The sequence below is a fragment of the Bradyrhizobium sp. BRP56 genome (assembly GCF_020194035.1).
GTDB lineage: Bacteria > Pseudomonadota > Alphaproteobacteria > Rhizobiales > Xanthobacteraceae > Bradyrhizobium > Bradyrhizobium australafricanum.
The window spans coordinates 82,338-105,289 of the sequence record NZ_JADYVV010000027.1 but is presented as its reverse complement, the minus strand read 5'-3'; the positions used below and the strand labels follow the sequence as shown (position 1 = coordinate 105,289).

Below are 22,952 nucleotides of genomic sequence, written 5' to 3'. Positions count from 1 at the left end.
GCTCGAAGCCGACATCCGTACCTTCATCGAATTGCACAACAACAACCCGAAGCCCTTCAAATGGACCAAGTCCGCAGACCAGATCTTGGCTTCCGTCAAACGCTTTTGCCACAAAGCCCAGCAGACTCTATGTGGCGAACTTTAGATTCATGTGACTAGCTGCTGTTGTTAGTTGGTAAACTCACCGCCGTTTGTCGTGCTGGTGATTGCAACGCCGTTAACGCATGTTGTCAACAGCCGTTAACGTAAGCGGATCAACTTTCCGGACACGATGCAACCGCAGGCATAAATACACGTTCGTCTGCCTATTTTATAAGGCAGGCCGATCGTCGCAGCCAAAAACCTTTCCGAACATCGAATAGCGGCGAACAAGCGTAAACATCGACACGCACTGCTTTTGGCGACAATCAAAACGACCATCGACTCGTGCTCGTGACGATGACGAACGATGGTCAATCAAGCCACATCGGCATGGGATTCTGAGGAGGTGTCGCTTCTGCAATGCATGTGGAGCGCGGGCCACTCGGTGTCTGCGAGGGGTGGCGATGCGTATCTCGCAACGCCATCATCGGCAAGGTCAAGCGCATGAGAGCTCGCCGAGGCCAAGCAACGCAACAGGGACAAACGACGGCAAAGTCAGCAGCAGTCGCTATCGACTTTGATCCGGCGCTCGTGCAGGAGATGCTCGCCAAGATCGATGGCTATCACGCCGATCTCGCATCCGAACGCGGTTCGTCGATGGCGCGGTGTCGCAACATCCGCGATGTCGATCAGCAACGTCTACAAGGAAGTCAAAGCGCGGAGCTCATCGGCAACCCAACCATCGGCCGTCGCCCCGCGCGAGGGCAAGCGCCTCGAACAGCCGCGGCAGCCGCTGACAGAGCACGGAGCGGTTGTCGCGGCAGGCCTTGTGGCCCAAGGCGCAAGCAATCCAGCTCTTGCAGACGCCGGTCGGGCCGATGATGAGCAGGTTCTGATGCCGGTCGATCCACTCGCCGGCGACGAGCTTTTGGAACAGCGGCTTGTCGAGCCCGCGCGGCGCCTTCATGTCGATAGTCGATCCAGTCCCAATTGATCTTGCCGGCGTGCTGAACCAGTTCGTGCTCCATGTTGATGACCTGCTTGAGCCTGGCCCGGAACAGATCACCTTCGTCCGTCGCCTTCGGCTTCTTCGGTCGCATCGGCTCCTCCCGATACGAGCGCCGAATCATGCCGTGCGATTCGAGGGAATCTCAAACTGCAAATTGCAGGTTCCGAGCTACCGCACTGTCAAAGCCTGCAATCACAAAATCGCCGCAGCCGAAAAACAACGACTCCAGATCAGCCCCTTACCTGTTCTTCACGGACGACTAAGGAGGCACGGATGAATCGATCCATGAGTCAAAAACCAGGCGCACGCTTTACCGAGAAGCAGGGCCATTATCTGGCGTTCATCTATACCTATTCGCACATGTCCGGACGGCCACCCGCCGAATCCTGCATCCCCAGAAGCATCGAAGTCCTTGTGCCGCCAGAAAACTTGCCTATCCTAAGCTGGCCGGTATCAAACCATCAAGATCACTGTGACGAGCCACTAGCTAGTTTCGCCCTCACCTCGTGGCAAGAGGTTAATCGGATGCGTGTGGCGAGAATAACATCAAGCCGAAAGAACACCGAATTCCAGAGTACGCCTAAAGGTTGCCTGGAAGATCGGCGCGAACGTTTGATCCGCGCCTTGGCGAGTCCGAGCCGTCACGGCGCAGGACAGCGCTTCTCTATCCGAGCGAAGCCGCAGCGTCCGCTGCCTTAATCACCTCAGGTGATATTTATTGAGTAGTTCGCCAAGCTCAGTCGCTTCAATCTTTTTTAGAATGAGCTCGCGCAGGAACGCAGGTCCCGGGATCTCAATTTCATTGCCGTCGCGCAGTCTACCCATTGCTGCAAGCAGCTTGCGAATATCATAGGTCGAGTTGAATACCTCGGGCACGCCACGTTCAATCTTGAGGAGGATATACACGGCTTCCATCGCGGTCCGAACGGAGTATTCCGTCGTGAAGATACAATCCCGTTCACCCGACTCCGCGAACTGGCCGATGAAGGCGAAATTGACCGCATCTTTCGGCACAACATCTGGCCGGTCGCCCGCCTGCCGCGGCATGAAGAAGGAAGTGACGTAGGGCATCATCACCGGGACCGTCTTGGCGGCCCCAGCGGCGAGTTCCGGTATACTCGCAACCGGCACACCGAGGTGATAAAGCCATTCTTGCGTGATTTCCTCGCCCGTACAATCTTGCATCGGTTTCCTCACGTAGTCGCCGGCTTTATCGACGAATAGCGAATAGACCCAGACGACGACTTGATCGCTGGGCTGGCGCTTGAAATGCGGCTGGCGATTTGTGGTCCAACTGAGCAACCAGCTCGAATCTTTCACCGTAACGATGCCTCCTGTGACAACCTTGCCGCTGAACGGATCGCGTTTGGCGATCTTGCGGATGTATGCTGGAATGCGTTTGTCCAGGGTCGTGATCGTCGCCGATTCCCATTTGCTTGCAGGAATATTGCCGCAAAAGACATTTGGGCGTCCAAAGGCCGCATCTTTGGCCGCAATACGCCGCCACAGATCCCAGGCGGGCGCCGGTCCTTCGTTGAGCCTGGCGGCCGTGTGATGGTCCCCCATGTCCGAGTTTTCGGTCAGCGACCCGATCGTCATGAAAACAAGATCGTCGGCGCCAATAATGAGACTGCCCTCAATGCCATTCTCCAGCCAGCGGATGGCTGTGGCTTGCTTGCGGCCACGCTTTATGTCGAAATCGATATCGGTGACTCCGACCCCGTAGCGAAAGTTGACGCCTTGCGCCAACAGCCATTTGGATAACGGCAGAACGAGCGATTCATATTGATTGTATTTGGTAAACTTCAGCGTACTGAAATCCGGCAGGCCGCCGATATGGTGGATGAATCGATGCAGATAAAGTTTCATCTCGAGGGCTGAATGCCATTCTTCAAAGGCGAACATGGTCCGCCAATAGAGCCAGAAATTGCTGTTGAAGAAATCTCTTCCGAACACTTCGTCGATGCGCTTGGTCTCCATCTGCTTACGAGTGGCAAGAAAAAGGGCAATCAGCTCTTTCTGGGCCTGTTCGCTCAGTGTGAAGAGGCCATCGGTATGGGCATCCTGCCCCTGCTTCACCGTCGCCCGCCGTAGTGTGTAGTTCGGATCATCCTTGTTCAGCCAGTAAAACTCATCGAGCACGCTGGCGCCTTCAAGTTCGAGCGATGGGATCGAACGAAACAGATCCCAGAGACACTCGAAATGATCCTCCATCTCTCTACCACCTCGAATCACGAATCCCCTTTCCGGATCCTGACAACCGTCCAACGCGCCCCCCGGAACCGTCTGTCGTTCGAGGATGGTGATACGGTCGCCACGCAACTGCCCGTCGCGGATCAAGAAGGCCGCGCCGGAGAGCGCAGCCAACCCCGAACCAACGAACCATGCTGTCTTGCTATCCACGCCGGCGGGTTTGCGGGGCCGAGCAAAAGCTTCGTAATTTCCACTGGTGTAATACATCGCGACATTCGATCTCGTTTGATGTGACAATCCGTCCGCTGATAGTCAGAAGATGTTTTCGACCGCCTGACCCTTCTGCGGGACGCCGATCGTCAGACCGCCATCGACGACGATTTCGGAGCCGGTAAGATAAGAGGACTCGTCGCTAAGCAGGAACAAGACTGCCTGTGACACTTCCTGCGGCTCGGCTGGCCGCGCGAGCGGAATTGGAAAACTGGAAAGATCGATGTTCTCTGTCATCCGAGTGTTGATGAAGCCCGGATGGATAGAGTTTATGCGAACGCCGGACGCGGCGGCCTCCAAGGCAGCGGACTTCGTTATGCCCCGCACGCCGAACTTGGAAGCAACATAGGCGTGAAGCCCAGGACTACCCCTCATCCCCTCGACCGACGAGATGTTGACGATCGAGCCTCCGCCCGCGCGGCGCATCGCAGGTAGGGCAGTCTGCATTCCCAAGAATACACCGGTGAGATTGACAGCCAGGGTCTTCTCCCACTGCTCGAGCGGGAACCGCTCGATGGGAGCCATACTCGCTATGCCTGCATTGTTGACGAGGCCGTGCACCGCGCCGAACTTGCCCTCCGCAGCCGCAATCGCCTGGCACCATTCCCCTGGCTGAGCGACGTCTTGACGCACATAGATCGCGGATGGGCCAAGTTCGGCCGCGAAAGTCGCTCCTTCATTGTCAAGAATATCGGTGATCACGACTTTCGCGCCCTCGGCTACCAGCAGGCGCGCATGAGCGGCCCCCATCCCTTGAGCCCCGCCGGTTACCAAAATGACTTTTTCGCTCACACGTCCCATAACTCTTGGTTCCCTCGATCAGTGGCGGTGCAGGGGTTTTCAGCATCAAAAAGGATGACGGGCGTGTTGATCAAAATGGTTGAGAACGAGCATTGAAAGTCGGGCAAGCCAAGAGTTGCGGTCTGCACCACGCCCCGGACTCTTGGCGATCTGCCCTCTGCTACGTATCATCTTTGATTCCCAAAGCCTGTGCGCAGTACCCGTGTAAATTGGCGCTAAAGCACTTCGATAACGATTTCACGTCGCGAACATGCTTCCGCCGCTCAGGCGTTAGCCATCCTTTGGATTATTGCATTGGCTTTGCCGAACTACCCCGCCTTCTAGACGCCGACAATTTGCGACCGAATTTCCTCCGGTTTCGGAGATAGGATCGGTACCCGCGAGCGGAGCGATACCGGTGCCGAACGGTGCTGAGCTCCTTGTGGATCGAAAAGTGGGGCGCAGAACGCATGAGGTTCTCCTTAGTCTTGCGAATTGGAGTATCCATTCCGTGCAATCGGCGCGCCGAGACTCTGATGGGAAGTCAGCCTCACGTGACTCTTGCACAGGCGCCGGAGGTCTTCCGACTCTCCACCGAGACGGCGATGTCAGGGCCTGCGTTTTCGACCATGCGCAGCGACAATGTTACGCTGATCTGGTTTAATCGAGGCTGTTGCGAAAACTCGTGAGAGAGCCTCATCGACTTTCTGTCCGGATACTTGATCATGTCGGGCTTTCGACATCGCGTCGTCAATCGGACAAGCGAGGAAGGCAACAGAACAAGGGTCGAAAGTTGTCGGGTCACTCGTACCCAATTTGACGTCAGCCAGTGAGCCGTATAAACCGCACGAGGTGCCTGGCATCGACGTTGCATAACGACTGATAGACAAATAGGAATCACCCACTCGCCTTGACGTCATCATCGGTGAGCAGGCTCCGCCGGAATGGATGCACAATCAGGCGCATCCGGCAGCACAGGACAGCTGCCGGCTTCTAGAATGGAAAAGGTCAAGCGTGTCGGATGTTTTCGGATCGTTTAATCCGGCGGATTGAGGTGCAAGGCGCAGAAACGGCACTGCGGCCTCGCGTAGCGAAGATCGCTATCACCGGATCGATGTGCCGCACGGACTACCGAACCCACATCGCTGCCAGCGCAGTACAGTCGCTTCAGGGGCGCTTCAACAACCGGAGAGGCGCGGTGAGATGAATAGCTCAATCTCCAACCGCGCGAATTGTTCTGAGATCAAGGAGGATGCGATGCCCGACGTCAAAGGCATTCCGCTTGATGCGCCTCTTTACCATGGGGGCAAAAATCGTGGCGGTGCGTTTCTCGGCTGCCAAGCCATAAACCTTATGTTCAGCGTGGGGCACGAGGCGAATTGTTTATTGCCGAAGGAACTAGCACCTGCAGCAAACCCTGCAATCGCCATTGTGGGGGTCGCGAGCTATCGCTCAAGCACTGTCGGGCCATACTTGGAGTGCTATTCAGGAATTCAAGTTCGTGATCCCGACGGCGAGACTGGCTACTACATCCCTTACATTTACGTGACGGTAAATGATGCAGCTCTCGCCTCGGGACGAGAGGTTCTTGGTGCTCCAAAAAAGCTGGCGCACATTAGACTGATCAGAGAAGGCGGTCTAATTCAGGGTACGCTCGAGCGTCCGAAAGGCAAGCGCCTGCTGACCCTTACCGCTCAACCAGACGAGCGCATGAGCTCGGATTCGCGGCAGATGTATTCTGCGCGGACGAATTTCTACTCGGTTCGGCAGCTGCCGCCCATCATTGAGTCCGGGAAGGGAGAGGTCACGCAACTCGTCAAATGGTGTACGGACCGAACGTTGCGACGCGACGAGCGTGGCGAAGAAGTTCTATTTACTGGACCAACCTCCCTAACTTACGACTCCCCCTCGATTATCGATCCCGTGCACAACTTGACAGTTGGCCAAGCCCTGCTCGGCACATACGAGGAGTATGACGCAAGGCTCGAGGCCATTGATATCCTTTCGGAGGAATCAAACCCGGTAAACGATGATCGACGAGCTTGAAGAATTCATCCAATCCTAAATTGCTGCCAGCGCTGTCGGTTTGCCAGCTGACGGGCGGTATGTGGGGTTCACCTCCCCGGCGACTCATTCTGGAAGATGGTCGACAAGGCCGGCTTCAAGACCCACGTCTACAACAAGAATAGCGGCAATAAGGAGAAGAAGGCCGACGTGGCGATCGCCACAGCCATGATGGATGGGCGTTCAACATCATCGACAAGGACAACGACGATATCCTGCTGGTTGCCTCGTCAGAAGCAGACGAAAGAGCTGCGCCGGACATGTCGGCTACGGGCCCAAAAGCGCAAACCCGCATTTCTCTGCAGCTCGCTTCGCCCGCCGCAACGTGCTTTCAAGAAAAACGACATAGCAGTTGACTCTTTCTGAATACACTTTCCGATGGCGCGGACTTGATGATGCGCCTAAATGGTTTGCGATGCGCAATACAGCGCGGCGCGATATAGCCGCGGGGAGGCAACATGGGGAACACCCTTGTTGTACACGCGAAACGTCTGCCTCAGTCGCAGAAAGCGCGACGGGCGGCGCAGTATGTCCGCATGTCGACGGATTACCAGCAATACTCGATTGAGAATCAGGCAGTGGTCATCGCGACCTACGCCGAACTTCACAAGCTAACCATCGTCCACACCTATCGTGACGAGGGAGAAAGCGGCCTCAGAATCGAAAACCGGGGGGGCCTTACCGAACTGGTTGAAGACGTGCAATCGGGACGCGCTGACTTCGCTCATCTGCTTGTCTTCGACGTGAGCCGATGGGGACGCTTTCAGGACGTTGACGAGAGCGCGCACTACGAGTTCATCTGCCGCAGGGCGGGCGTCGAGGTTGCTTATTGCGCGGAGCAATTCGACAATGACGGAAGCCTTCTCGCCAGCATCATGAAGAATATTAAGAGAGTGATGGCGGCTGAGTTCAGTCGGGAACTCTCCGCCAAAGTTTTCGCAGGGTCAGTCCGGCTGACGCATCGCGGCTTCAAAATGGGCGGCCCTACGGCTTACGCGTTCCAACGACGTCTCGTCGACGATCAATGCAGACCGAAGGGCATTTTAACGATCGGCCAGCGCAAATCTTTGCTTACCGACCATGTCAAGCTCATCCCCGGTGCGCCCGATCAAGTCGAGATCGTGAATTGGATTCTCCACGAATATCTCCGTCACAAATCGCAGGCCACCATTGCCCGAGAGCTCAACCAGCGAGGGATCTTGAATAGCCAGGGAAGACCGTGGCTTGGAAAGGCTGTCGGTGACCTCCTCCGGAACGAAGCTTATATCGGCGTTCTGACCTACAATCGCAAAAGCAGAAAACTTGGCGCCAAGGTGACGCGCAACCCAAGGGAGCTCTGGATCAGAAAAGAGAATGCCATCGAACCTATCGTCCATCGCGACGCATTCCGGCGCGCGCAAAAGATTATGGGTGAGGGGCGCGTCAGCATTCCCGAAGAGGAAATGTTGCTTCGGCTCCGTAAGGTCCTGATGAAGAAAGGCAAGCTTAGTAAGACGATTATCAATTCAAGTCCGGGACTGCCGTCCATGTCATCGTATGTTTTGCACTTCGGCGCGCTGCGGAACATCTACCGTCTTATTGGGTACAACGGCAATCAAGAATGGTTTGACAAATACGCGTCGCACCAACGGTGGGCCGCCCTTCAGCTTAGCAATGCTGCTCGCCTTCGAGACGCCTTCGAGAGACTTGGTCGCAGTGCCACCCTCAATGCTTCGACTGAATGTCTTCGAATCGACAATGTCGTGAATGTCGTCTTTCGGGTCGCGAGATGCCGCAACTATGAAAACCGGCCCTTGCGCTGGACGCTGCAATACCGCGTGAGGTGGCCGAAGGGATGGGTTGTCGCGGTTCGGCTGGACGAGAAGAACGAAGCGATCTTCGACTATGTCTTGATGCCCTCGGCGTGGCTCACCTTCAGTCGTCGCATGTTCTGGTTCTCAAAGGAAGTCTATAAGGGCCGCACCATAAACCGATTTGACACGTTCGAAGCGCTGTCACGCTTCCTCATCGAATGCGTCGGCAAGGAAAAGCCTTCGTGAGTCTAACACCGCAGATGAAGAAGCCGTTGAAGGCGGCAACTCGCCACGCGACATCGCAACTGCCTTGAACAAGAAAGGCGTACCCGGGCCACGTGGCGGCGCCTGGAACGCCTCGACCATTGACGGTAGCCGCAAGCGCTTGAACGGCATCCTTCAGTACGCCGGGCGGATCATCTGGAACCGCCAAAGGTTCATAAAGGTCCCGGAGACCGGCAAGCGCATCAGCCGCGAAAACCCGCGCGAGCAGTGGATGACTGCTGAGGCAAACGATCTGCACGCGCATGAAGGAAACTGGTTTCTGTGATAACCGGCGCACGGTGCCGCTCGAAGCGATTGAAGCCACGGTTCTAGAGGGGCATCGAGCAGATACTCGCGGTCTGCTGAGATCATGCGTCGGTTTCTTCCAGCTCGGCGATACGCTTGCGCAGCGCGGCGACTTGGCGGCCCAGCTTCCATATCTCGTCGCCGGCCCAGTAGGCGCCGCGCTGGGCGATTTCCTTGCGAACGTCGTCTGCTTCCGCGATCTCGCAGCGGATGACGCTGTCAAAGGCTTCGATGATCAGGTCTCGCACGGGTTATTACCACCTTTTCGGAGCGTGCCGGGGCCATCAGATGCCGGCTTTTGCCGGCCGCGTTGCTCAAATACGTAGAGCGCTCCCTACGGAGCGCTCTACGATCGTCAGTTACGCCTTCGGCAAACTGCCGGCGCGCAAGATGGCTTACGCCTGCCGTACGAGGTTTTCTGGATGCGACGATAGGAAATACCATTCGGCCATGTCAACGTTTAAGTTGTATTCTTTTGTATAACACGTATTGAGTCATTAATTATATCGACACACAAAGGTGCACCGTGTTTGAATCGCGCGATGAAGCGTAGAATCAAACCGAACTCGCAGATGGCGGACTATGAAGTCGTCCTCACCTTCGATGACGGACCGCGGCCGCCGAACACGGATAAGGTGTTGGCTGCGCTCGCACAGGAATGCGCGCGAGCCACGTTCTTTCTGGTGGGCCGATCCTCGGCGGAATTTCCCGAGCTCGTGCGGCGTATGGCCGCCCAGGGCCACACCGTAGCGCACCACAGCTGCCGATCGACGTGATAAGCAGATTGCCCATCCCGGGCCACGAAAACACCGTCTCAACAAGGATTGAGCCCGTGACCACTCCCCCAACAAGCAACCCGAGCACCGTCAATATGGCACGGCCGCGTTCGGCAACGCATGATGGATCAAGATACGCCAGACCGGGATGTCGCGTAGCGGACCGAGTTTGAGCTTCGTCATGGCGTTCCTCCCTTGCCGTAGGGTGCCAATACCAAATCGCGGGTAACGATGACCCGCACGGGGAAACCTGGCCGGATGGTCAGCGTCGGCTGGATGTTGAGCTGGCGCTGCAGATCTGCTGGCCAGTCTGGCTGATGCTGCTAGGTCGTCCAGCGACTCGGCATAGACGACGTATCGCTCCGGGGAGGACCGCCTTGTGCGGTTTGATGGAGGATGAAGACATAGGCGTATGACTGACCATATGCCTATGCCGAAGGTTTCCCGACTTGAAGTCGTCTCGACAGGCGCTCGACGTCGTTGGACATTGGAAGAAAAGCAGCGAATCGTCACCGAGAGCTATGGCGGGCCACGTCTGGTGTCGGTCACGGCACGACGTAACGGGCTGTCGACAAGCCAATTGTTCACGTGGCGCCGGTTGGCGCGGGAAGGCAAGTTGAGCGGGGATGCCGCGCCGGTGCTTGTTCCGGTTGAGATGACGCCTGCGGCGGCTCCGATCTCGAGTGGCGCGCCACAACCGGTGTCTTCACCGCCTGCGCAACGTGCACGGGCCGGCATTATCGAGATCGAGCTTGGGGGCGGCTGTCGCGTGCGCGTTGACCGGGACGTGGACGCGGAGGCGCTGCAGCGGGTTCTTGAGCTTCTGAGACGGCGATGATCCCGATCCCGAGCGGCGTCAGGGTCTGGATCGCCACCGGCCACACCGACATGCGCCGCGGGATGCAAAGCCTGGCGCTTGCGGTCCAGGAGAGCCTGAAGCGCGATCCTCATGCTGGCGATCTCTACATCTTCCGGGGTCGCCGCGGCGATCTGGTCAAGATCCTCTGGCATGACGGGCTGGGCATGTCGCTCTACGCCAAGCGCCTGGATCGCGGCAAGTTCATATGGCCTTCGGCGTCGGACGGCGCAGTATCGATCTCGGCGGCGCAGATGGGTCCAGAAACTAAAGGTCCCAAACGTGAAAATCCTAAACATCTCGAATTTTTCAGAAGGACTCTTGGCTGTCGATAGCGATCGCGCCGACGCGTTTTGTTCGGACGACGCGATCCTCTACACTTTGCGACAAAAGCCGGCTCGCGACCGTCTGGAGGTCGTCGGCCGCCCGCTCTCCTTCGAGCCGTACGGGTTAATGATGCGCCGTGACGACTCTGCGTTTCGCTTGGCTGTCAACAAGACGCTGGCCGAGCTCTTTCGCTCGGGAGAGATAACATCTCTCTACCACAAGTGGTTTGACCAATTTGGAATTCCACTGAGCGAGAAGCTCGAGACCGTTTTGCAAGCGCAAGCAGTCCCTCAATAGCGGCTGGGTCGAATGCTCTCCTACAATTGGAACTGGAGTATTCTCTTCCAGCAGCCGCAGCTTGGATGGCTGCTGGAAGGTCTGCGTCTCACAATAGTCATGGCGGTGGTGAGCTTCCTCCTAGCGCTTGCGATCGGAACCTTAGTCGGTACAGCCCGCACTGCTCGATCGAGAGCGGTGCGTGGAATAGGCTTCGTCTACACAGCTCTCTTTCGGAACGTGCCATTGCTGATCCAGATGTTCCTGTGGTTCTACGTCTTTCCGGAGCTCCTGCCCTCAAATCTTGGACGCTGGGTGAAGCGGGATTGGGCGTGCTTGTCGTCCCTTATGGCGATCGATACGTACGGTTGGTCATCTACGCTGGAATAGGACGGGATCAGATCGATGCGGTCTTGAGCGCTTTTTCGGAGATAGGCCAAAGCTTAGAGGCGAAATACCCCGATACACTGTCGACATCCTAAGCCGCGGGCATCGTGCGAAGCGCGTGGGACGCCGACTGCCCACGTGCATCGATCACGGTCCCGGCCGCGTTTGAGGCTAGATCACGTCGAGGAACACCGACCAAGAAATAATAGCGGGATTATAGCCAGTGTTTTGAGGCCTAGCACCATGGCATGAGTTGACGTATGAAAACTCGTGCGATTGTAGCCTGGAATGTGCGTCGGATTCGCGTGAATCGGGGTATCTCGCAGGAGCAATTGGCTTGGAAGGCCGGGATCGACCGCTCCTACATGAGTAGTCTTGAGCGGCAATCGAAGAACCCGACGATTGATCTTCTCGACCGCATCGCCGAAACGCTGGACGTGCAGTTGTCCGAGTTCTTTGTTCTGCCGCCCAAAGGTGCTAGGTCTCCGAAGACCTTGCCTAAAAGCCGCAAGCCAGCGGGTCCACGTCGCAAGAAAAAATAGCGAATTTCAACGGCTTCTACGTAGCCAATTGAGGGACTTAGAACACCAATTTCGCCCGACAAGCCTTCTTTGCCGGCCGAACAGGGCTGTGATTAAATTGGAGTGCGTTTCACAGCACGGGAGTGAGTGACGACTGGTTGCCGGATGCAGGTTCGCGAAATGCATTGGCGGGCGCGGTCGCATCGGAAGAGGAGACTTCGATAATCGCAATTGCCTCGACTTTTTCAACCATTTGTACGCAGCCGATTGACCACGGCAACCGGGTTCATCCCCACTGGGGCGATCTTTCGTAGTCCACGTGTGATGTGTCCGGAGGCGCAAAGGCGCGGAGATTACGCCTCATCAGGCAAGTCTATTGGAGCGCCAATTGAGCTTGAAGAATATCTGATCGATTCGCCGTGATCTCGGGATGCCCCGGCTGTGGGAAGTCCACGCTGCTGACCGAACTCGGCCGACGCGGCTACGCGACGATAGATGAGCCTGGACGCCCGGTCGTAAGGAAGGAATTGGAGTCGGGCGTTCCCGCGTTGCCCGGGACAGGTATTGAAGCGCGCCTGCACAGTGCGTTTGATCTTTCCCTTGAAAACCTGACGCGAGCGAGTGCGTTCGACGGCTGGGTTTATTCGATCGCGGCCTGATCGACGCCGCAGCGGGTCTCGAACGCGTGACAGGCGAGCCGGCGACAAGGAACTCGGACAGGCACGCCACTATCATCGACGCGTGTTCATCGCTTCCGCCTTGGCCGGCCATCCACGCGACCGATCAAGAGACGCGTCATGATTTCGAGGATGCCTGTCGAAAACGAGCATCTTCTGAAGGTTTTCCCGATGCTCGGCTATGAAGTGGCACTACTCCCAAACTCAGCGTGGTGGAAAGGGCCGATTTCGTTCTTTGAGTGCCGACGTCCAACGAACATCACCAATTATAAACACGTGCAGTCGAACGGAAAGTCCATGGCAAGGGCCGCTATGGCGAATCAATTGTCAGCCTGCTGCCGTGAATCTGCCGAACGGGCACTGAAAACGGATCGAAGTCCTTCAGGCAACGCACGTTCACTGCCCATCCGTCGAACGGCCGAATGCCGGCTTCGCGTTCTGCTGCGGTGGGCTGGCTTGGTTTGCGGAACGGCAAAATACCGCAAACCGGGCAAAAATAGTCAGCCGCAGTGAATAAACCCCAGCGATAGACCGACAACTCCTGGAGGGGCGTCAGGAGCCGGAAGTCGCCCTCGGCGACGCGATAAATCAGCGCGCCACGCTTCGAGCAGATAGAGCAGTCGCAAACCCGCACATGGTCGATATCGGCGTCGATCTCGAAACGGACGGTGCCGCAGTGACACGAGCCGGTGTACGTCTTCATCATCGGCGGTTTGTCTCTAGAAGCCCGACCGAAGATAGATCAACGGATGGGGCCTGACAAAATCTCGTTGATCCTGTTCGCAAACACATAATAGCCGCAACTCCGCCAGCAAGTCACGGGCGCGGCGCGCTGATTGGCTCCTGGCTTACTCGCTCGATTGGAGTCGAGAAGAACTCGGGTGGAAGAAATGCCAGTCGTCGCCTTGAGACACACACCGTCTAAAGATACGCCCGCTTCAATGGCGAGGTCATTGGTTAACCAGTCTGGGAAATCGAGCGTGAATGTGCGAACACTATCCGTGTCTTCGACTGAGGCAATCTTGGCAACGCTTGTACAATTGTCGCAAACACAGGATCCCCCCTCATCCCGTTGACATCACTCGCTAGGTCGCAGTCGATCCTGGCAGGCCGTCGAGGGATATAGCTCGCATCAGACGGTCGCATACGGGGCCAGGGGGTCGCCTCTGATCGAGTTGATCCAGGGGAGGGCATGCATTTCGCAGTTGAGCACGCGGGTCGCCTAACACTTTTTGGATGGTCCACGATCCGCTCGCCGTCGGCGGCGGACATCGTTCGTCCGCTATCCTCCAACCCGCCAGACAGCCAATCGATCCAGAGCCGACCGTCGGGGTTGAGCATCACTCGCCTGGGGACGAGTCAGTCTGCTGGGCATCCTCCGGGATTTCTTGCCGCAGTTTCGGCCCTTGATTGAGCCGGCGGCCCAATGCGGCAAGGAAATTATCATAACGCGCTCCGGCCTGTGCTCTCGCGGCCTTGGCGGCGGGTTCGGGGAGTGATGGTGTTGTCGTGAGCCAGAAGCGGATGAAGAGAGCGATAGTCTCGACCGAAATCCCGACATCCCGCTCAAGGCGCGCGATCCGGCGGTCGATCTGGTCAAGACGCTTGGCAGTAGCAGCCTCTCGCCGTTCATCGGCGTCCGGCGACAGAAAGGAAGCGATCGCGGCTTCCGCGATAAGCGACAGCGACTGCTCGCGCCGGGCGGCGTAGGCCGATAGCGCCTTCATGACATCAGGATCGAGATAGACCGACAGCTGAGCCTTCTTTTTTGTCCCGATCATGGCTACCTCACAATCCGAGATCGTCGCCGGGATCGAGGGAGGCTTGGCGCGCCACGCCCTGCATCATGTCGTTCATGCGCCTGATCCGCGGGACATCTTCATCGAGCTCATCCACGAGGTCCGAAGCGAACTCGTTCTCGAGTGGTTCCTTATTCTCCACCGTGTCTCGATCGAGTTCCGGCTGCTGCCTGCGGTCGGCGGCCTTTGGATCTTCGTCATCCGTCTGGTCGTCGTTCAACGTCTCCAATGCCCTTGGGCGCGGCGGCAATGGCCTTGAGCTCCAATCGTCCAACCGGCCGCCATTGGATTTCGTCAGCATCGGCGGCGCCATGATGCGCTCCTGGAAACGTCTATCTTCGTAATAGCGCGCCTTCTTCGCCCGAATCGGATGGAGGCCCGACATCATGACGATCTCGTCGGAGGGCGGGAGCTGCATCATCTCGCCGGGCGTGAGCAGCGGGCGGGCGGTCTCGGACCGCGACACCATGAGGTGGCCCAGCCAAGGCGCCAGCCGGCTGCCGGCATAGTTCTTCATCGCCTTCATCTCGGTCGCCGTGCCGAGCGCGTCGCTCACGCGCTTTGCGGTGCGCTCGTCGTTGGTCGCAAAGCTGACCCGGACGTGGCAGTTGTCAAGGATCGAGTTGTTGGGCCCGTAGGCCTTCTCGATCTGGTTCAGCGACTGAGCAATCAGGAAACTCTTGATGCCGTATCCGGCCATGAAGGCCAGCGCAGACTCGAAGAAGTCGAGCCGGCCGAGCGCCGGGAATTCGTCGAGCATCAGGAGGAGCCGGCGCCGGCCGGCCTTGGCTTGCAGATCCTCGGTCAAGCGGCGGCCTATCTGGTTGAGGATCAGACGGATCAGCGGCTTGGTGCGATTGATGTCGGAGGGCGGCACGACAAGGTACAGCGTGGTCGCTCGCTCTCCGCCAACGATATCGGTAATCCGCCAGTCGCAGCACCGCGTCACCTCCGCCACCACGGGATCTCGGTAAAGGCCCAGGAACGACATGGCGGTGCTCAAGACACCGGAGCGTTCGTTGCCGGACTTGTTCAGCAACTCGCGGGCAGCGGACGCGACGACGGGATGAACACCGGCCTCGCCGAGATGCGCGGTTCGCATCATTGCGGCAAGCGTCGTCTCAATGGGCCGCTTGGGATCGGACAAGAAGGCTGCGACACCGGCGAGCGTCTTGTCTTCCTCGGCATAGAGGACGTGGAGGATCGCGCCGACCAGCAGGGCGTGACTGGTTTTCTCCCAATGGTTCCGCTTCTCGAGGCTGCCCTCCGGGTCGACCAGAATGTCGGCAATGTTCTGGACGTCGCGCACCTCCCACTCGCCGCGGCGCACCTCGAGCAACGGGTTATAGGCCGACGACTTCGCGTTGGTCGGATCGAACAGAAGGACACGGCCGTGTCGGGCGCGAAAGCCGGCAGTGAGCTGCCAGTTCTCCCCCTTGAGGTCGTGGACGATAGCCGAGCCCGGCCACGTCAAGAGCGAAGGGATGACGAGGCCGACGCCCTTGCCCGATCGCGTGGGTGCGAAGCACAGGACATGCTCCGGTCCATCATGGCGAAGATAGGTGCGCTCGAACCGGCCGAGCACCACGCCGTCGGGTCCAAGCAATCCAGCCTGCTCGATCTCCTTTGCCTTCGCCCACCGCGCGGACCCATAAGTCTCGGCATTCTTCGCTTCGCGGGCGCGCCAGACCGACATACCGATCGCGACCGCCGCAGCGATGATGCCGCCGGATGCCGCGATGAAGGCGCCCTCGGTGAAGATTGAGGGCGCGTAAGCATCGTAGGCATACCACCACCAGAAGAAGGCAGGCGGAAGGTAGAACGGAAAATGGAGCAGCTCGAACCAGGGCTGCCCGAGCTGCGGCTGAAAGCCGAGGCGCCAAGCCGTCCATTCCGTCGCGGCCCAGATCGTGAGCAGGACGATGCCGAAGACCATGATGACCTGCCCCCAAAGAATCTTGGTCGCCGACATGGCGGCCGCCCTCTCCTGACGTCGGTGATTGGAAGGATCACTCACAAGCCGAGCCCCCGGTTGCGCCCAAAACCCCAATCGATGCCGCCATCCGCGCGCGCGACGCCAGAGACATGCCGGCCGAGCTGTTTATCGAGTGAGGGCGTCCAAGGCACGAGCTGGAAGCCGAGACCGTCGTCGATCATGGCGAAGCGGCCGGAGGCGAGCGCGAAGCGCTGCCGATAGGTGCCTGCCACATACTCGCCGCTAGCCGACGGGTTGAACGGCTGACCGGTCTCGGCGGCGAGCTGCTTGCCGAGATCCTCTAACTCCCGACGGCGCAGCGTGCCGATAAGGTTTTTCGCGAACACCAGTCCACGCGCCTGGCGTTCGGCGAGCCCCTGCCCGATGAGCTGCTCGGGCCGCCGTTCCATAGCGTCGCGGACCTCGGCGCCGAAGCCGCCCTGGCCAAGCGCCACAGGGTCGCGCGCGACGGCCTGCCGATCGAGCCATGTCGCGCCGCTCGCGGTCACCTGCGCTTCGATCGAGAGATCGGAGCGGACGGCAAGCGCCACGCGACGCTGCCCTCTTGCGTCATCGAATTTGCGAAGCTCGACGATTGAGCCTGGCGCGCTGTCGCCGGCAGCGTCGAGGTCGGGCAGCCGGATGTGGTGGGTGCGGCCGTCGACCCCGTCGACCACGGCATAGGCGGTCGCCTTGAGCTCGTCGTCGAGACCGCGATCAACGAGACGCCCGATGACGGGGACGTCAAGATTTTCGCCTGATAACACGTAACTCGCGCTCCCGCGCTCGATGCCGCGTTCGGTCAAGCTGCGGTGGATACGCTTGATGATGTCGCCGCGTTCGCCGAGCTCGCGCAAGGTCGTTTCGGCGGCCTCGTCCATGGACCATTGGCCGGGCCCGAGTTGATGAGCGAGGCCAAGACTTTCCAAGTGTCGCAGCCGGCCAACCTTCAACGCATGGAATTGATCGGGCTGCTGCTCGGGACGCGGCGCAAGGTCGATAACACCGTGCTGGTTTGCATCGCGAACAAGCTGGCGATCGAGCTGCGTCCAGCGCTCGGCTCCGATCTGGCTCTCGAGCGAGCGACGAATGTCGAGATCGGAGCGCAGTCCAAGTTCCTGGGTGACCAGGTCCTGGGCGCGGGCGCGCATCCCTTCCTTGATGTAGTCGCGGGAGATGACGAGGTCTTGGCCGTCCTCTGCGACGCCGCGCACGATGATGTGGACGTGGGGGTGCTGGGTGTTCCAGTGATCGACCCCCACCCAGTCGAGCTTGGTACCCAGATCCACTTCCATCTGGCCGACCAATTCGCGGGCGAAACCCTTGAGGTCGGCCATGTCAGGCGCGTCCTCGGGGGAGACGATGAAGCGGAAATGGTGGCGGTCATTCTGACAGCGCTCGGCGAAGGCCTTGGGATCGGCATCCTCGGTGCCCGGGCCGAACAGGTGGGCCTTCTCCCCGTCCCGGGTCACGCCTTCGCGCCGGAGATAGCCGAGATGCGTCGCGAGCGGCGCCGACCTCGCCCTGTGCCGGACGACCCGGGTCTTGATGGTCACCAGACGCGAGCGGCCGGTGAGCAGACGGTTTGCCCGCACGCTGGCGGCTCGGCCGCGGCCGAAGCGCGAATGACGGTGGCTGACGAGCTGGCCGGCTCGCGAAATGCCGCCGCCAGCGCGTTGAGCGGCGGCAAGCGCCTGGGCGATGAAGGGCTTGGCCCGCTGGCTCCTCGAGGAGCGGATGCGGCCGGGCCGTGGTTGAAAATCGCTGTCTTCAGCCATGGCCAGCCTCGACAATGTGCGGAATGCAGAATCCCTGCAACGGGTTGATAGTCGAGCGCACATTGCGCGCCGAAGCCGCACATTGCGGACCCGAGGAAAAATAGCAGCACAAACAACCAACCAACCGAGCCGCACATTGCGGCCTTTTATCTCGCCATCGTTCGGTCGGTACTCGCGGAAGCCCCCACTGTTTGCGAGTGTTTGCGATAGCGATCGTTACGCGAAGGGCCGAGACACCCGTAGGGTGGCTCGGTGAGGAGCGAAGCGACGAGTAGAGCGCGGGCCGAAGGCATCGCCCGTATGACTGTGTTGCAGCGTTTCGAATGCAAACCGAATGTTCGTCAAGGGGCGCCAGCGAACCTGGAAACTGACAGCTGATATCGCGAGCTGCCCGATGTGCAGCCGCCGCAACAAGGGTGCCTGCAGACGTACCGCGATCCGCGCATTGACGTTGAAGATGCCGTGCAGTCATTGCGATCGCCCCATGGCCGAGAGCGCGACGAACAGGCCCTCCGACTGCGGCGCAATCGCCGAAATATCGTGCACCGTAGTGCCGACTGAGCCGCCGTGCGCGGGTTGATCGAGCGCCGCTCGCGCGCCAGGGGACGGCCCGTCAGCGTGGTCGAAGAACAGCGGCGCCCGCGTCCAGGATGAACGAGAAGAAGCCGCGAGGAGAAGAGGTCCTGGCGCTCCCTCCGCGTCGACAAAAGGGACGATGGCCGCGACATAGGCTGTCGTCTCCGCGGGCAGTGGACGGTGTCTATCCCGAAACTCCTCGTAGCGGCCGGGACCTGCATTATAGGCCGCGAGAAAGCCCGGCGAGCCGTAACGGTCGTGCAGTTCGCGAAGAAAGGCGGCGCCGGCGAGGATGTTGTCACGGGGATCGAAGGGATCGCGCCCGAGACCATAGCGCGCGCGCATGTCCGCCCAAGTCTTGGGCATGAGTTGCATCAGGCCGAGTGCGCCTTTGGGTGAGACGGCACGCCGATCGCCATTGCTCTCGACCCGCATGACGGCTCGTATCCATGCAGCCGGAATGCCAAAGCGCTGCGCGGCCTCTGCCACATGAGATGCGTAGTGATCGCTCGCCGGTTGACTTCGTGCCGGTGCTCTCTGCCCGGACACTGCTGCCGTTGGCCCGCCAATCACCAGCAGGCCGGTAAGGAGGAGAACGGCAAGGCTCGCCCTGTCTCCGCCATCATGGCGAGGCGTCTTGCTGCCTACCGGCGGTGCGCACGGACCACCGGTTTGACCGCCGCTGTGCGTGGCGGCCGCCCGACGGTTGCGTGGACCCGAGTTATGAGAGGGCTTTTCCCCGAACAAGGGGGTGGACCGTTGATGCGCCTGGTTGGCGGCACGCGCGACAGGATCCTGCATGCAATCAGTCCCGCTCGGCGCGTTGGGGCTGACGATTCCAGTTCAGCGTCCAGGCCGCTTTGTCGTTGCCCGACTGGAAGAGATTTGCGCGGATCGGCCGCGGCAGCGCCGGGTCGTCGATGACGAGCGAAACGTAATCGCCGGCCTTCTCGCCGGTCCGCTTCCAACCTGCGCCGATCTCCGGGCCATCGGCATCGCCGAGGCGGATACGGTAGTCCGGCGCGTTCTCGGCATCCGAGGATTCGGCCGGGACGAGGGTGAGAATCCGCTCGAAGAACAGCGTTTCAACGCGACCGGTGAAGCCGGACTTATCGCGCGTGAACTGGCCGATTTGTGCCATGGGAAAGCTCCTGGGTTGCTGGGTTGGAAACGGGTCAATGAGTGGCGGCGCGCCAGACGAAACGGCCGTCGGCGGCTTCGTCCGTCCAAAGCGGGACTGCGCGCGCGACGATCGAGCTGACGGGGAGCGCGCCGAAATAGCGGCCGTCCAGGCTGTCTGGGACGGTCGGGTTCATGAGAAAGACCTCGCCCGGTTCGAGGGTATGGCAACCGCTCCAACGCGGCAGCGGACGGCCGCGATGATCGTGCTCGTGTGCGGCGCCGACATCGACAGCATCGACCGTGATGGCATCGCCCGACCGGCACACGGTTTGCCCGGGCAGCGCCATCACACGCTTCAGCAGCGGCAGACCTTTTGGAAGAAAGCCGCCATCGGCAAGGAAGCTGGCGATCGGTTCCGGCAGCCGTACCGCGACCAGTTCCAAGTCGCGCAGCTCTCCGAGCGGATGCAGCGCGTAGAGCCCTATTGGCGTGCTCGCGGTAGCGTTCCAAATCAGCCGCGGCGCAGGATGAACGAGGGCCAGGGCGCCGGCGACCAGCGCCGCAAGGTAGGTCAACATGAGATAGCCGAAGCGGGTCATGGCGTGACGCTCCGGCGCTTGAGCCAGGCGATATGCTGCTCGCGCGTGTAGGCGCGCGGCACATGGTCGGCGGCGAGACGGTTGTGGAGATGCCGCCAGTATTCGGGTGCGGCGTCAGCCGGATCGATGGAGAGCGCCTCGATGGCGTCGATGGCCTGCAACACGCGCTCGACCTTCGGCCAGCTATCAACGCGCAGCAGGATTTCGCCACCGGGGCGGACGAAGGGCAGCGTCTGATAGCGCTGCCCGGCTTCCACGGCACGCACGATGTCCATGCGCGACACCACGGTGCCATAGTCGTTCGATGCCCAGCGGACGAAGCCGAAGATGCTGCCCGGCTCAAAGCTCGAGATGCTGCGGCGACGGTCGAGAATCTTCTCCTCCGCGCGGCGGCCGAAGCGCAGCCAGTGCTCGATCCGCTTCTCGATCCAGGTCAGCTCGACATGGGTGAGCGCGACATCCCGTCGATGCGAGGGCGGCACTGCACGCGGCGGCAAGGCTTCATTGTCGTTCATGACGGTTCTCCGGGGCGTCAGCGGGGAACTCTCGCGCCAGCAATTCGCGCAGCATGTCGGCGACGGTCACGCCGCGCTGGAACGCGGCGACCTTGATGCGGCCGCGCAGCGTGGGCGTGACGTCAATCGTCAGGCGCGCGGTGAATGCGGCAGCATCATTCACGCTGCGTGGCGGCGTATCACTGGCTTTGATCCAGCTCTCGGCATCGCCCGGACGCGAGGCGAAGCCGCGTTTGATAGAGCGGTCGCTCATGGCGCGAACCTCGCAACTTCTGCCGCGAGCGCGGCGATCTCGCGGGCGGCGGCGCTCTGCTCGACGAACTCGAAGACGAGCCGTCCGGACTGAGCGGCGTCGGCGAAGACAACGCGTTGGCCGATGGTGCTGGCGAGCACCGGCGGATCGTGGTCGGCGAGAGTTTCGGCAGTCTCGCGGGCGATGATCGTGCGCGCGCCGCAGCGGTTGAGCACAAAGCGAGCAGGAAGCTGCGGACGATAGATGCGAGCCTCTCGCAGCAGAGCGAGCATCTCGGCCGAGGCCCAGCCGTCGAATGGCGACGGCTGCACGGGGATCAACACGAGATCCGCCGCCAGCAGCGCCGAACGCATCAGTCCCGCGACGCGCGGCGGTCCGTCAATGACGACATGATCGGCGGTGCGTGCGATTTCCGGCGCCTCGCGGTGGAGCGTATCGCGCGCGAGGCCAACGACGCCGAATAGCCGTGCGACATTCTCCCGCGCACGCTGCTGCGACCAGTCCAATGCGGAGCCCTGGGGGTCAGCGTCGATCAGCGTCACGCGCTTTCCGCGCAGCGCCCATACGCCGGCGAGGTGCAGGGCGAGCGTGGTCTTGCCGACACCGCCTTTCTGGTTGAGCACGGCGACGATCATCGCATGCCTCCCGTCTTGCGACCTGAAAGCGGCAGAGATGGTTGGCTTGGGTGCTCGGTTGGCGGCTGAGCGCGGATGTCGGTGTTATCCGCAAGACGCGCGGCCCCACTACAACAGTTAGATTCTAAGTTAGACTCTAAGTTAGGGCAGGCGATCGTGTTTCCTGGCCAAAGCGTTAGCTGTGGTTTGCACTCCCGGAATCCCGATACCGGCACGCCCGGAGTCCCGATAGTGTGAACGCCCGAAGTCCCGAGCTGATTCACAGCGCCGTCCACAGGAGCTGTGAATGACTTCGATGGCAGGATGCGCAATAGCTCTCGGCGTTCCCTGCGTTCGATGCTCAGGCAGTAGCCTGGCAGCGGTTGACGTGCCGCGATCCGGCGGAGATCAAAGGCGAAGTCTGCAGGCTTGGCGAGGCTGCCGGATTTCTCATGGAGGTGTGCGACCTCGAACAGCCAACCTCTCGGCTGGCGGCCAGCATGCTTGCGCGCGACGCGGTAGAGCCAGCGCTCGATCCCACCAGTCAGGCTGAAATAGGCCGGATCGATCGTGAGAACGAGTGAGCGATCGATGACGCCGCGATAGAGCCAGTCGGGAAGGACGAATTCCATTCCCTGCACCCGACCGTCGCGCGTCGCGCATTCCTCCCATTCGTTGATCCATGAGAACTGGTGGCGCCGCCAATGCTCCCCCTGCCGGATGCTGGTGCGGATGACGGTCGCCTGCAGGCGGGCCAATGCCCCCTTCAAGAGCTTGTAGTCGCGGGCGCCGGTCTGCCGGCCGACTGCGGTCAGAAGCTGGTAGGGTGTGAAGCGCAGGAAGCGCGAGGTCTTCAGACCGAGGTTCTCGGCCTCGACAATCTGGCTCGCCGCCCAAATCAGCACGTCGGCATCCCAAATGGTCGCCATACCGTGCTCAGGAACTGCATAGACTTCGACACACACGTCGCCGGTCTGGTAGAGGATCGGTCTTGTTCGCTTGGCCTTGGCGAGCGAAAAGAACGGGCGCTCCATCAGGTCGCGTTGATCACGCGGGCTGGCATCACCGGTGGCGACAACGAACGGGTCGAGCTTGCTTCGCTCGCTGGGTGTGATGAGGCGACGCGACGACATGACGAGCG

The 22,952-nt window shown here is 60.1% G+C and carries 27 protein-coding genes and 4 pseudogenes; 13 read left to right on the top strand and 18 right to left on the bottom strand.

Annotated elements, in window-relative coordinates; all coding sequences use genetic code 11:
* Window positions 1-145, top strand: a pseudogene (locus I6F38_RS20320) (IS630 family transposase); the annotation flags it as partial.
* A 675-nt stretch (window positions 146-820) separates the two neighbouring features.
* Here the strand turns inward: I6F38_RS20320 and I6F38_RS20315 are convergent.
* A pseudogene (locus I6F38_RS20315) lies at window positions 821-1,054 on the bottom strand (ATP-binding protein); the annotation flags it as partial.
* 309 nt (window positions 1,055-1,363) lie between these two features.
* Here I6F38_RS20315 and I6F38_RS20310 point away from each other — a divergent pair.
* Window positions 1,364-1,789 carry a hypothetical protein gene (locus I6F38_RS20310; RefSeq protein ID WP_223153801.1) on the top strand — a complete coding sequence of 142 codons (426 nt, stop codon included), beginning with the start codon at window positions 1,364-1,366 and terminating at the stop codon, window positions 1,787-1,789.
* Here the strand turns inward: I6F38_RS20310 and I6F38_RS20305 are convergent, their stop codons facing one another.
* Both I6F38_RS20305 and I6F38_RS20300 read right to left on the bottom strand, forming a co-directional pair.
* The gene (locus I6F38_RS20305; protein WP_011082857.1) at window positions 1,790-3,550 is read right to left on the bottom strand and encodes an oleate hydratase; all 1,761 of its coding nucleotides are present in this window, start codon (window positions 3,548-3,550) and stop codon (window positions 1,790-1,792) included.
* A gap of 45 nt (window positions 3,551-3,595) precedes the next feature.
* Window positions 3,596-4,354 (bottom strand): glucose 1-dehydrogenase, encoded by a 759-nt coding sequence (locus tag I6F38_RS20300; RefSeq protein WP_011082858.1) that lies wholly within the window; start codon window positions 4,352-4,354, stop codon window positions 3,596-3,598.
* A 1,182-nt stretch (window positions 4,355-5,536) separates the two neighbouring features.
* Here I6F38_RS20300 and I6F38_RS20295 point away from each other — a divergent pair.
* From I6F38_RS20295 to I6F38_RS20280, 4 genes are all read left to right on the top strand, one after another.
* On the top strand, window positions 5,537-6,379 hold the full coding sequence (locus tag I6F38_RS20295) for an acetoacetate decarboxylase family protein (protein WP_011082860.1): 843 nt from the start codon (window positions 5,537-5,539) through the stop codon (window positions 6,377-6,379).
* A gap of 96 nt (window positions 6,380-6,475) precedes the next feature.
* Window positions 6,476-6,763, top strand: coding sequence for a hypothetical protein (locus I6F38_RS20290; RefSeq protein WP_011082861.1), 288 nt, complete (start codon window positions 6,476-6,478; stop codon window positions 6,761-6,763).
* Between the two features lie 92 nt (window positions 6,764-6,855).
* A complete protein-coding gene (locus tag I6F38_RS20285) occupies window positions 6,856-8,436 on the top strand; it encodes a recombinase family protein (protein ID WP_011082862.1) in 1,581 nt (526 codons plus the stop codon).
* Window positions 8,437-8,500: 64 nt separating this feature from the next.
* The gene (locus I6F38_RS20280) at window positions 8,501-8,740 is read left to right on the top strand and encodes a recombinase family protein (RefSeq protein ID WP_014490262.1); all 240 of its coding nucleotides are present in this window, start codon (window positions 8,501-8,503) and stop codon (window positions 8,738-8,740) included.
* Window positions 8,741-8,822: 82 nt separating this feature from the next.
* On the opposite strand, the gene I6F38_RS20275 is transcribed toward I6F38_RS20280, so the two are convergent.
* Window positions 8,823-9,008 (bottom strand): hypothetical protein, encoded by a 186-nt coding sequence (locus tag I6F38_RS20275; RefSeq protein ID WP_011082864.1) that lies wholly within the window; start codon window positions 9,006-9,008, stop codon window positions 8,823-8,825.
* Between the two features lie 294 nt (window positions 9,009-9,302).
* On the opposite strand from I6F38_RS20275, the gene I6F38_RS20270 reads away from it, so the two are divergent.
* Window positions 9,303-9,536 carry a polysaccharide deacetylase family protein gene (locus tag I6F38_RS20270; protein ID WP_011082865.1) on the top strand — a complete coding sequence of 78 codons (234 nt, stop codon included), beginning with the start codon at window positions 9,303-9,305 and terminating at the stop codon, window positions 9,534-9,536.
* Between the two features lie 179 nt (window positions 9,537-9,715).
* Here the strand turns inward: I6F38_RS20270 and I6F38_RS20265 are convergent.
* Window positions 9,716-9,861, bottom strand: a pseudogene (locus I6F38_RS20265) (TrbI/VirB10 family protein); the annotation flags it as partial.
* Between the two features lie 87 nt (window positions 9,862-9,948).
* Here I6F38_RS20265 and I6F38_RS20260 point away from each other — a divergent pair.
* The 5 genes from I6F38_RS20260 (at window position 9,949) to I6F38_RS20240 (ending at window position 11,924) form a co-directional block, all read left to right on the top strand.
* The gene (locus I6F38_RS20260) at window positions 9,949-10,374 is read left to right on the top strand and encodes a transposase (protein WP_011082866.1); all 426 of its coding nucleotides are present in this window, start codon (window positions 9,949-9,951) and stop codon (window positions 10,372-10,374) included.
* Window positions 10,371-10,727 (top strand): IS66 family insertion sequence element accessory protein TnpB, encoded by a 357-nt coding sequence (gene tnpB / locus I6F38_RS44020; protein WP_011082867.1) that lies wholly within the window; start codon window positions 10,371-10,373, stop codon window positions 10,725-10,727. The genes I6F38_RS20260 and tnpB overlap by 4 nt, the downstream gene beginning before the upstream one ends.
* Window positions 10,714-11,016, top strand: a complete 303-nt coding sequence (locus tag I6F38_RS20250) for a transporter substrate-binding domain-containing protein (protein ID WP_014490263.1) — start codon at window positions 10,714-10,716, stop codon at window positions 11,014-11,016. The genes tnpB and I6F38_RS20250 overlap by 14 nt, the downstream gene beginning before the upstream one ends.
* 12 nt (window positions 11,017-11,028) lie before the next feature.
* Complete coding sequence (locus I6F38_RS20245) at window positions 11,029-11,385, top strand: ABC transporter permease subunit (RefSeq protein ID WP_011082869.1); 357 nt, start codon at window positions 11,029-11,031, stop codon at window positions 11,383-11,385.
* A gap of 257 nt (window positions 11,386-11,642) precedes the next feature.
* Complete coding sequence (locus I6F38_RS20240) at window positions 11,643-11,924, top strand: helix-turn-helix transcriptional regulator (RefSeq protein WP_011082870.1); 282 nt, start codon at window positions 11,643-11,645, stop codon at window positions 11,922-11,924.
* A 109-nt stretch (window positions 11,925-12,033) separates the two neighbouring features.
* On the opposite strand, the gene I6F38_RS44015 is transcribed toward I6F38_RS20240, so the two are convergent.
* On the bottom strand, window positions 12,034-12,156 hold the full coding sequence (locus I6F38_RS44015) for a hypothetical protein (RefSeq protein ID WP_256379488.1): 123 nt from the start codon (window positions 12,154-12,156) through the stop codon (window positions 12,034-12,036).
* A 166-nt stretch (window positions 12,157-12,322) separates the two neighbouring features.
* Between I6F38_RS44015 and I6F38_RS20235 the strand changes: the two genes are divergently transcribed.
* Window positions 12,323-12,562, top strand: coding sequence for an AAA family ATPase (locus I6F38_RS20235; protein ID WP_011082871.1), 240 nt, complete (start codon window positions 12,323-12,325; stop codon window positions 12,560-12,562).
* A gap of 328 nt (window positions 12,563-12,890) precedes the next feature.
* On the opposite strand, the gene I6F38_RS20230 is transcribed toward I6F38_RS20235, so the two are convergent.
* The 12 genes and pseudogenes from I6F38_RS20230 to I6F38_RS20175 form a co-directional block, all read right to left on the bottom strand.
* Window positions 12,891-13,286, bottom strand: coding sequence for a GFA family protein (locus tag I6F38_RS20230; RefSeq protein WP_014490264.1), 396 nt, complete (start codon window positions 13,284-13,286; stop codon window positions 12,891-12,893).
* 536 nt (window positions 13,287-13,822) lie between these two features.
* A pseudogene (locus I6F38_RS20225) lies at window positions 13,823-13,924 on the bottom strand (P-type conjugative transfer ATPase TrbB); the annotation flags it as partial.
* Window positions 13,921-14,361, bottom strand: a complete 441-nt coding sequence (locus tag I6F38_RS20220; protein ID WP_011082874.1) for a ribbon-helix-helix protein, CopG family — start codon at window positions 14,359-14,361, stop codon at window positions 13,921-13,923. The gene I6F38_RS20220 and the pseudogene I6F38_RS20225, both read right to left, overlap by 4 nt.
* 7 nt (window positions 14,362-14,368) lie before the next feature.
* Complete coding sequence (locus I6F38_RS20215; protein WP_018269525.1) at window positions 14,369-16,351, bottom strand: conjugal transfer protein TraG; 1,983 nt, start codon at window positions 16,349-16,351, stop codon at window positions 14,369-14,371.
* A 41-nt stretch (window positions 16,352-16,392) separates the two neighbouring features.
* Window positions 16,393-18,132, bottom strand: coding sequence for a VirD2 family relaxase/mobilization nuclease (locus I6F38_RS20210; protein WP_018269524.1), 1,740 nt, complete (start codon window positions 18,130-18,132; stop codon window positions 16,393-16,395).
* 468 nt (window positions 18,133-18,600) lie between these two features.
* Window positions 18,601-19,509, bottom strand: coding sequence for a lytic transglycosylase domain-containing protein (locus tag I6F38_RS20205; RefSeq protein WP_011082877.1), 909 nt, complete (start codon window positions 19,507-19,509; stop codon window positions 18,601-18,603).
* Between the two features lie 4 nt (window positions 19,510-19,513).
* Entirely contained in the window at window positions 19,514-19,849 is a 336-nt protein-coding gene (locus tag I6F38_RS20200) for a DUF736 domain-containing protein (RefSeq protein ID WP_011082878.1), read from the bottom strand.
* A 34-nt stretch (window positions 19,850-19,883) separates the two neighbouring features.
* Complete coding sequence (locus I6F38_RS20195; protein ID WP_011082879.1) at window positions 19,884-20,429, bottom strand: S26 family signal peptidase; 546 nt, start codon at window positions 20,427-20,429, stop codon at window positions 19,884-19,886.
* A complete protein-coding gene (locus I6F38_RS20190; RefSeq protein ID WP_011082880.1) occupies window positions 20,426-20,944 on the bottom strand; it encodes a DUF2840 domain-containing protein in 519 nt (172 codons plus the stop codon). Before I6F38_RS20190 ends, I6F38_RS20195 begins: the two co-directional genes overlap by 4 nt.
* Window positions 20,931-21,197, bottom strand: coding sequence for a hypothetical protein (locus tag I6F38_RS20185; protein ID WP_011082881.1), 267 nt, complete (start codon window positions 21,195-21,197; stop codon window positions 20,931-20,933). Before I6F38_RS20185 ends, I6F38_RS20190 begins: the two co-directional genes overlap by 14 nt.
* On the bottom strand, window positions 21,194-21,832 hold the full coding sequence (gene parA / locus I6F38_RS20180; protein ID WP_011082882.1) for a ParA family partition ATPase: 639 nt from the start codon (window positions 21,830-21,832) through the stop codon (window positions 21,194-21,196). The genes I6F38_RS20185 and parA overlap by 4 nt, the downstream gene beginning before the upstream one ends.
* Window positions 21,829-22,944, bottom strand: coding sequence for a replication initiator protein A (locus tag I6F38_RS20175; protein ID WP_014490269.1), 1,116 nt, complete (start codon window positions 22,942-22,944; stop codon window positions 21,829-21,831). The genes parA and I6F38_RS20175 overlap by 4 nt, the downstream gene beginning before the upstream one ends.
* Between the last annotated feature and the right edge of the window lie 8 nt (window positions 22,945-22,952).

Excerpts from the sequence above, each read along its gene's own strand:
- I6F38_RS20270 (WP_011082865.1), top strand. The coding sequence starts at position 9,303 with ATGAAGCGTAGAATCAAACCGAACTCGCAGATGGCGGACTATGAAGTC.
- parA (WP_011082882.1), bottom strand. The coding sequence starts at position 21,832 with ATGATCGTCGCCGTGCTCAACCAGAAAGGCGGTGTCGGCAAGACCACG.
- I6F38_RS20220 (WP_011082874.1), bottom strand. The coding sequence starts at position 14,361 with ATGATCGGGACAAAAAAGAAGGCTCAGCTGTCGGTCTATCTCGATCCT.
- I6F38_RS20295 (WP_011082860.1), top strand. The coding sequence starts at position 5,537 with ATGAATAGCTCAATCTCCAACCGCGCGAATTGTTCTGAGATCAAGGAG.
- I6F38_RS20245 (WP_011082869.1), top strand. The coding sequence starts at position 11,029 with ATGCTCTCCTACAATTGGAACTGGAGTATTCTCTTCCAGCAGCCGCAG.
- I6F38_RS20230 (WP_014490264.1), bottom strand. The coding sequence starts at position 13,286 with ATGATGAAGACGTACACCGGCTCGTGTCACTGCGGCACCGTCCGTTTC.
- I6F38_RS20260 (WP_011082866.1), top strand. The coding sequence starts at position 9,949 with ATGACTGACCATATGCCTATGCCGAAGGTTTCCCGACTTGAAGTCGTC.
- I6F38_RS20285 (WP_011082862.1), top strand. The coding sequence starts at position 6,856 with ATGGGGAACACCCTTGTTGTACACGCGAAACGTCTGCCTCAGTCGCAG.
- I6F38_RS20185 (WP_011082881.1), bottom strand. The coding sequence starts at position 21,197 with ATGAGCGACCGCTCTATCAAACGCGGCTTCGCCTCGCGTCCGGGCGAT.
- I6F38_RS20175 (WP_014490269.1), bottom strand. The coding sequence starts at position 22,944 with ATGTCGTCGCGTCGCCTCATCACACCCAGCGAGCGAAGCAAGCTCGAC.
- I6F38_RS20210 (WP_018269524.1), bottom strand. The coding sequence starts at position 18,132 with ATGGCTGAAGACAGCGATTTTCAACCACGGCCCGGCCGCATCCGCTCC.
- I6F38_RS20205 (WP_011082877.1), bottom strand. The coding sequence starts at position 19,509 with ATGCAGGATCCTGTCGCGCGTGCCGCCAACCAGGCGCATCAACGGTCC.
- I6F38_RS20305 (WP_011082857.1), bottom strand. The coding sequence starts at position 3,550 with ATGTATTACACCAGTGGAAATTACGAAGCTTTTGCTCGGCCCCGCAAA.
- I6F38_RS20310 (WP_223153801.1), top strand. The coding sequence starts at position 1,364 with ATGAATCGATCCATGAGTCAAAAACCAGGCGCACGCTTTACCGAGAAG.
- I6F38_RS20300 (WP_011082858.1), bottom strand. The coding sequence starts at position 4,354 with ATGGGACGTGTGAGCGAAAAAGTCATTTTGGTAACCGGCGGGGCTCAA.
- I6F38_RS20215 (WP_018269525.1), bottom strand. The coding sequence starts at position 16,351 with ATGTCGGCGACCAAGATTCTTTGGGGGCAGGTCATCATGGTCTTCGGC.
- I6F38_RS20200 (WP_011082878.1), bottom strand. The coding sequence starts at position 19,849 with ATGGCACAAATCGGCCAGTTCACGCGCGATAAGTCCGGCTTCACCGGT.
- I6F38_RS44015 (WP_256379488.1), bottom strand. The coding sequence starts at position 12,156 with ATGGTTGAAAAAGTCGAGGCAATTGCGATTATCGAAGTCTCCTCTTCC.
- tnpB (WP_011082867.1), top strand. The coding sequence starts at position 10,371 with ATGATCCCGATCCCGAGCGGCGTCAGGGTCTGGATCGCCACCGGCCAC.
- I6F38_RS20290 (WP_011082861.1), top strand. The coding sequence starts at position 6,476 with ATGGTCGACAAGGCCGGCTTCAAGACCCACGTCTACAACAAGAATAGC.
- I6F38_RS20240 (WP_011082870.1), top strand. The coding sequence starts at position 11,643 with ATGAAAACTCGTGCGATTGTAGCCTGGAATGTGCGTCGGATTCGCGTG.
- I6F38_RS20195 (WP_011082879.1), bottom strand. The coding sequence starts at position 20,429 with ATGACCCGCTTCGGCTATCTCATGTTGACCTACCTTGCGGCGCTGGTC.
- I6F38_RS20190 (WP_011082880.1), bottom strand. The coding sequence starts at position 20,944 with ATGAACGACAATGAAGCCTTGCCGCCGCGTGCAGTGCCGCCCTCGCAT.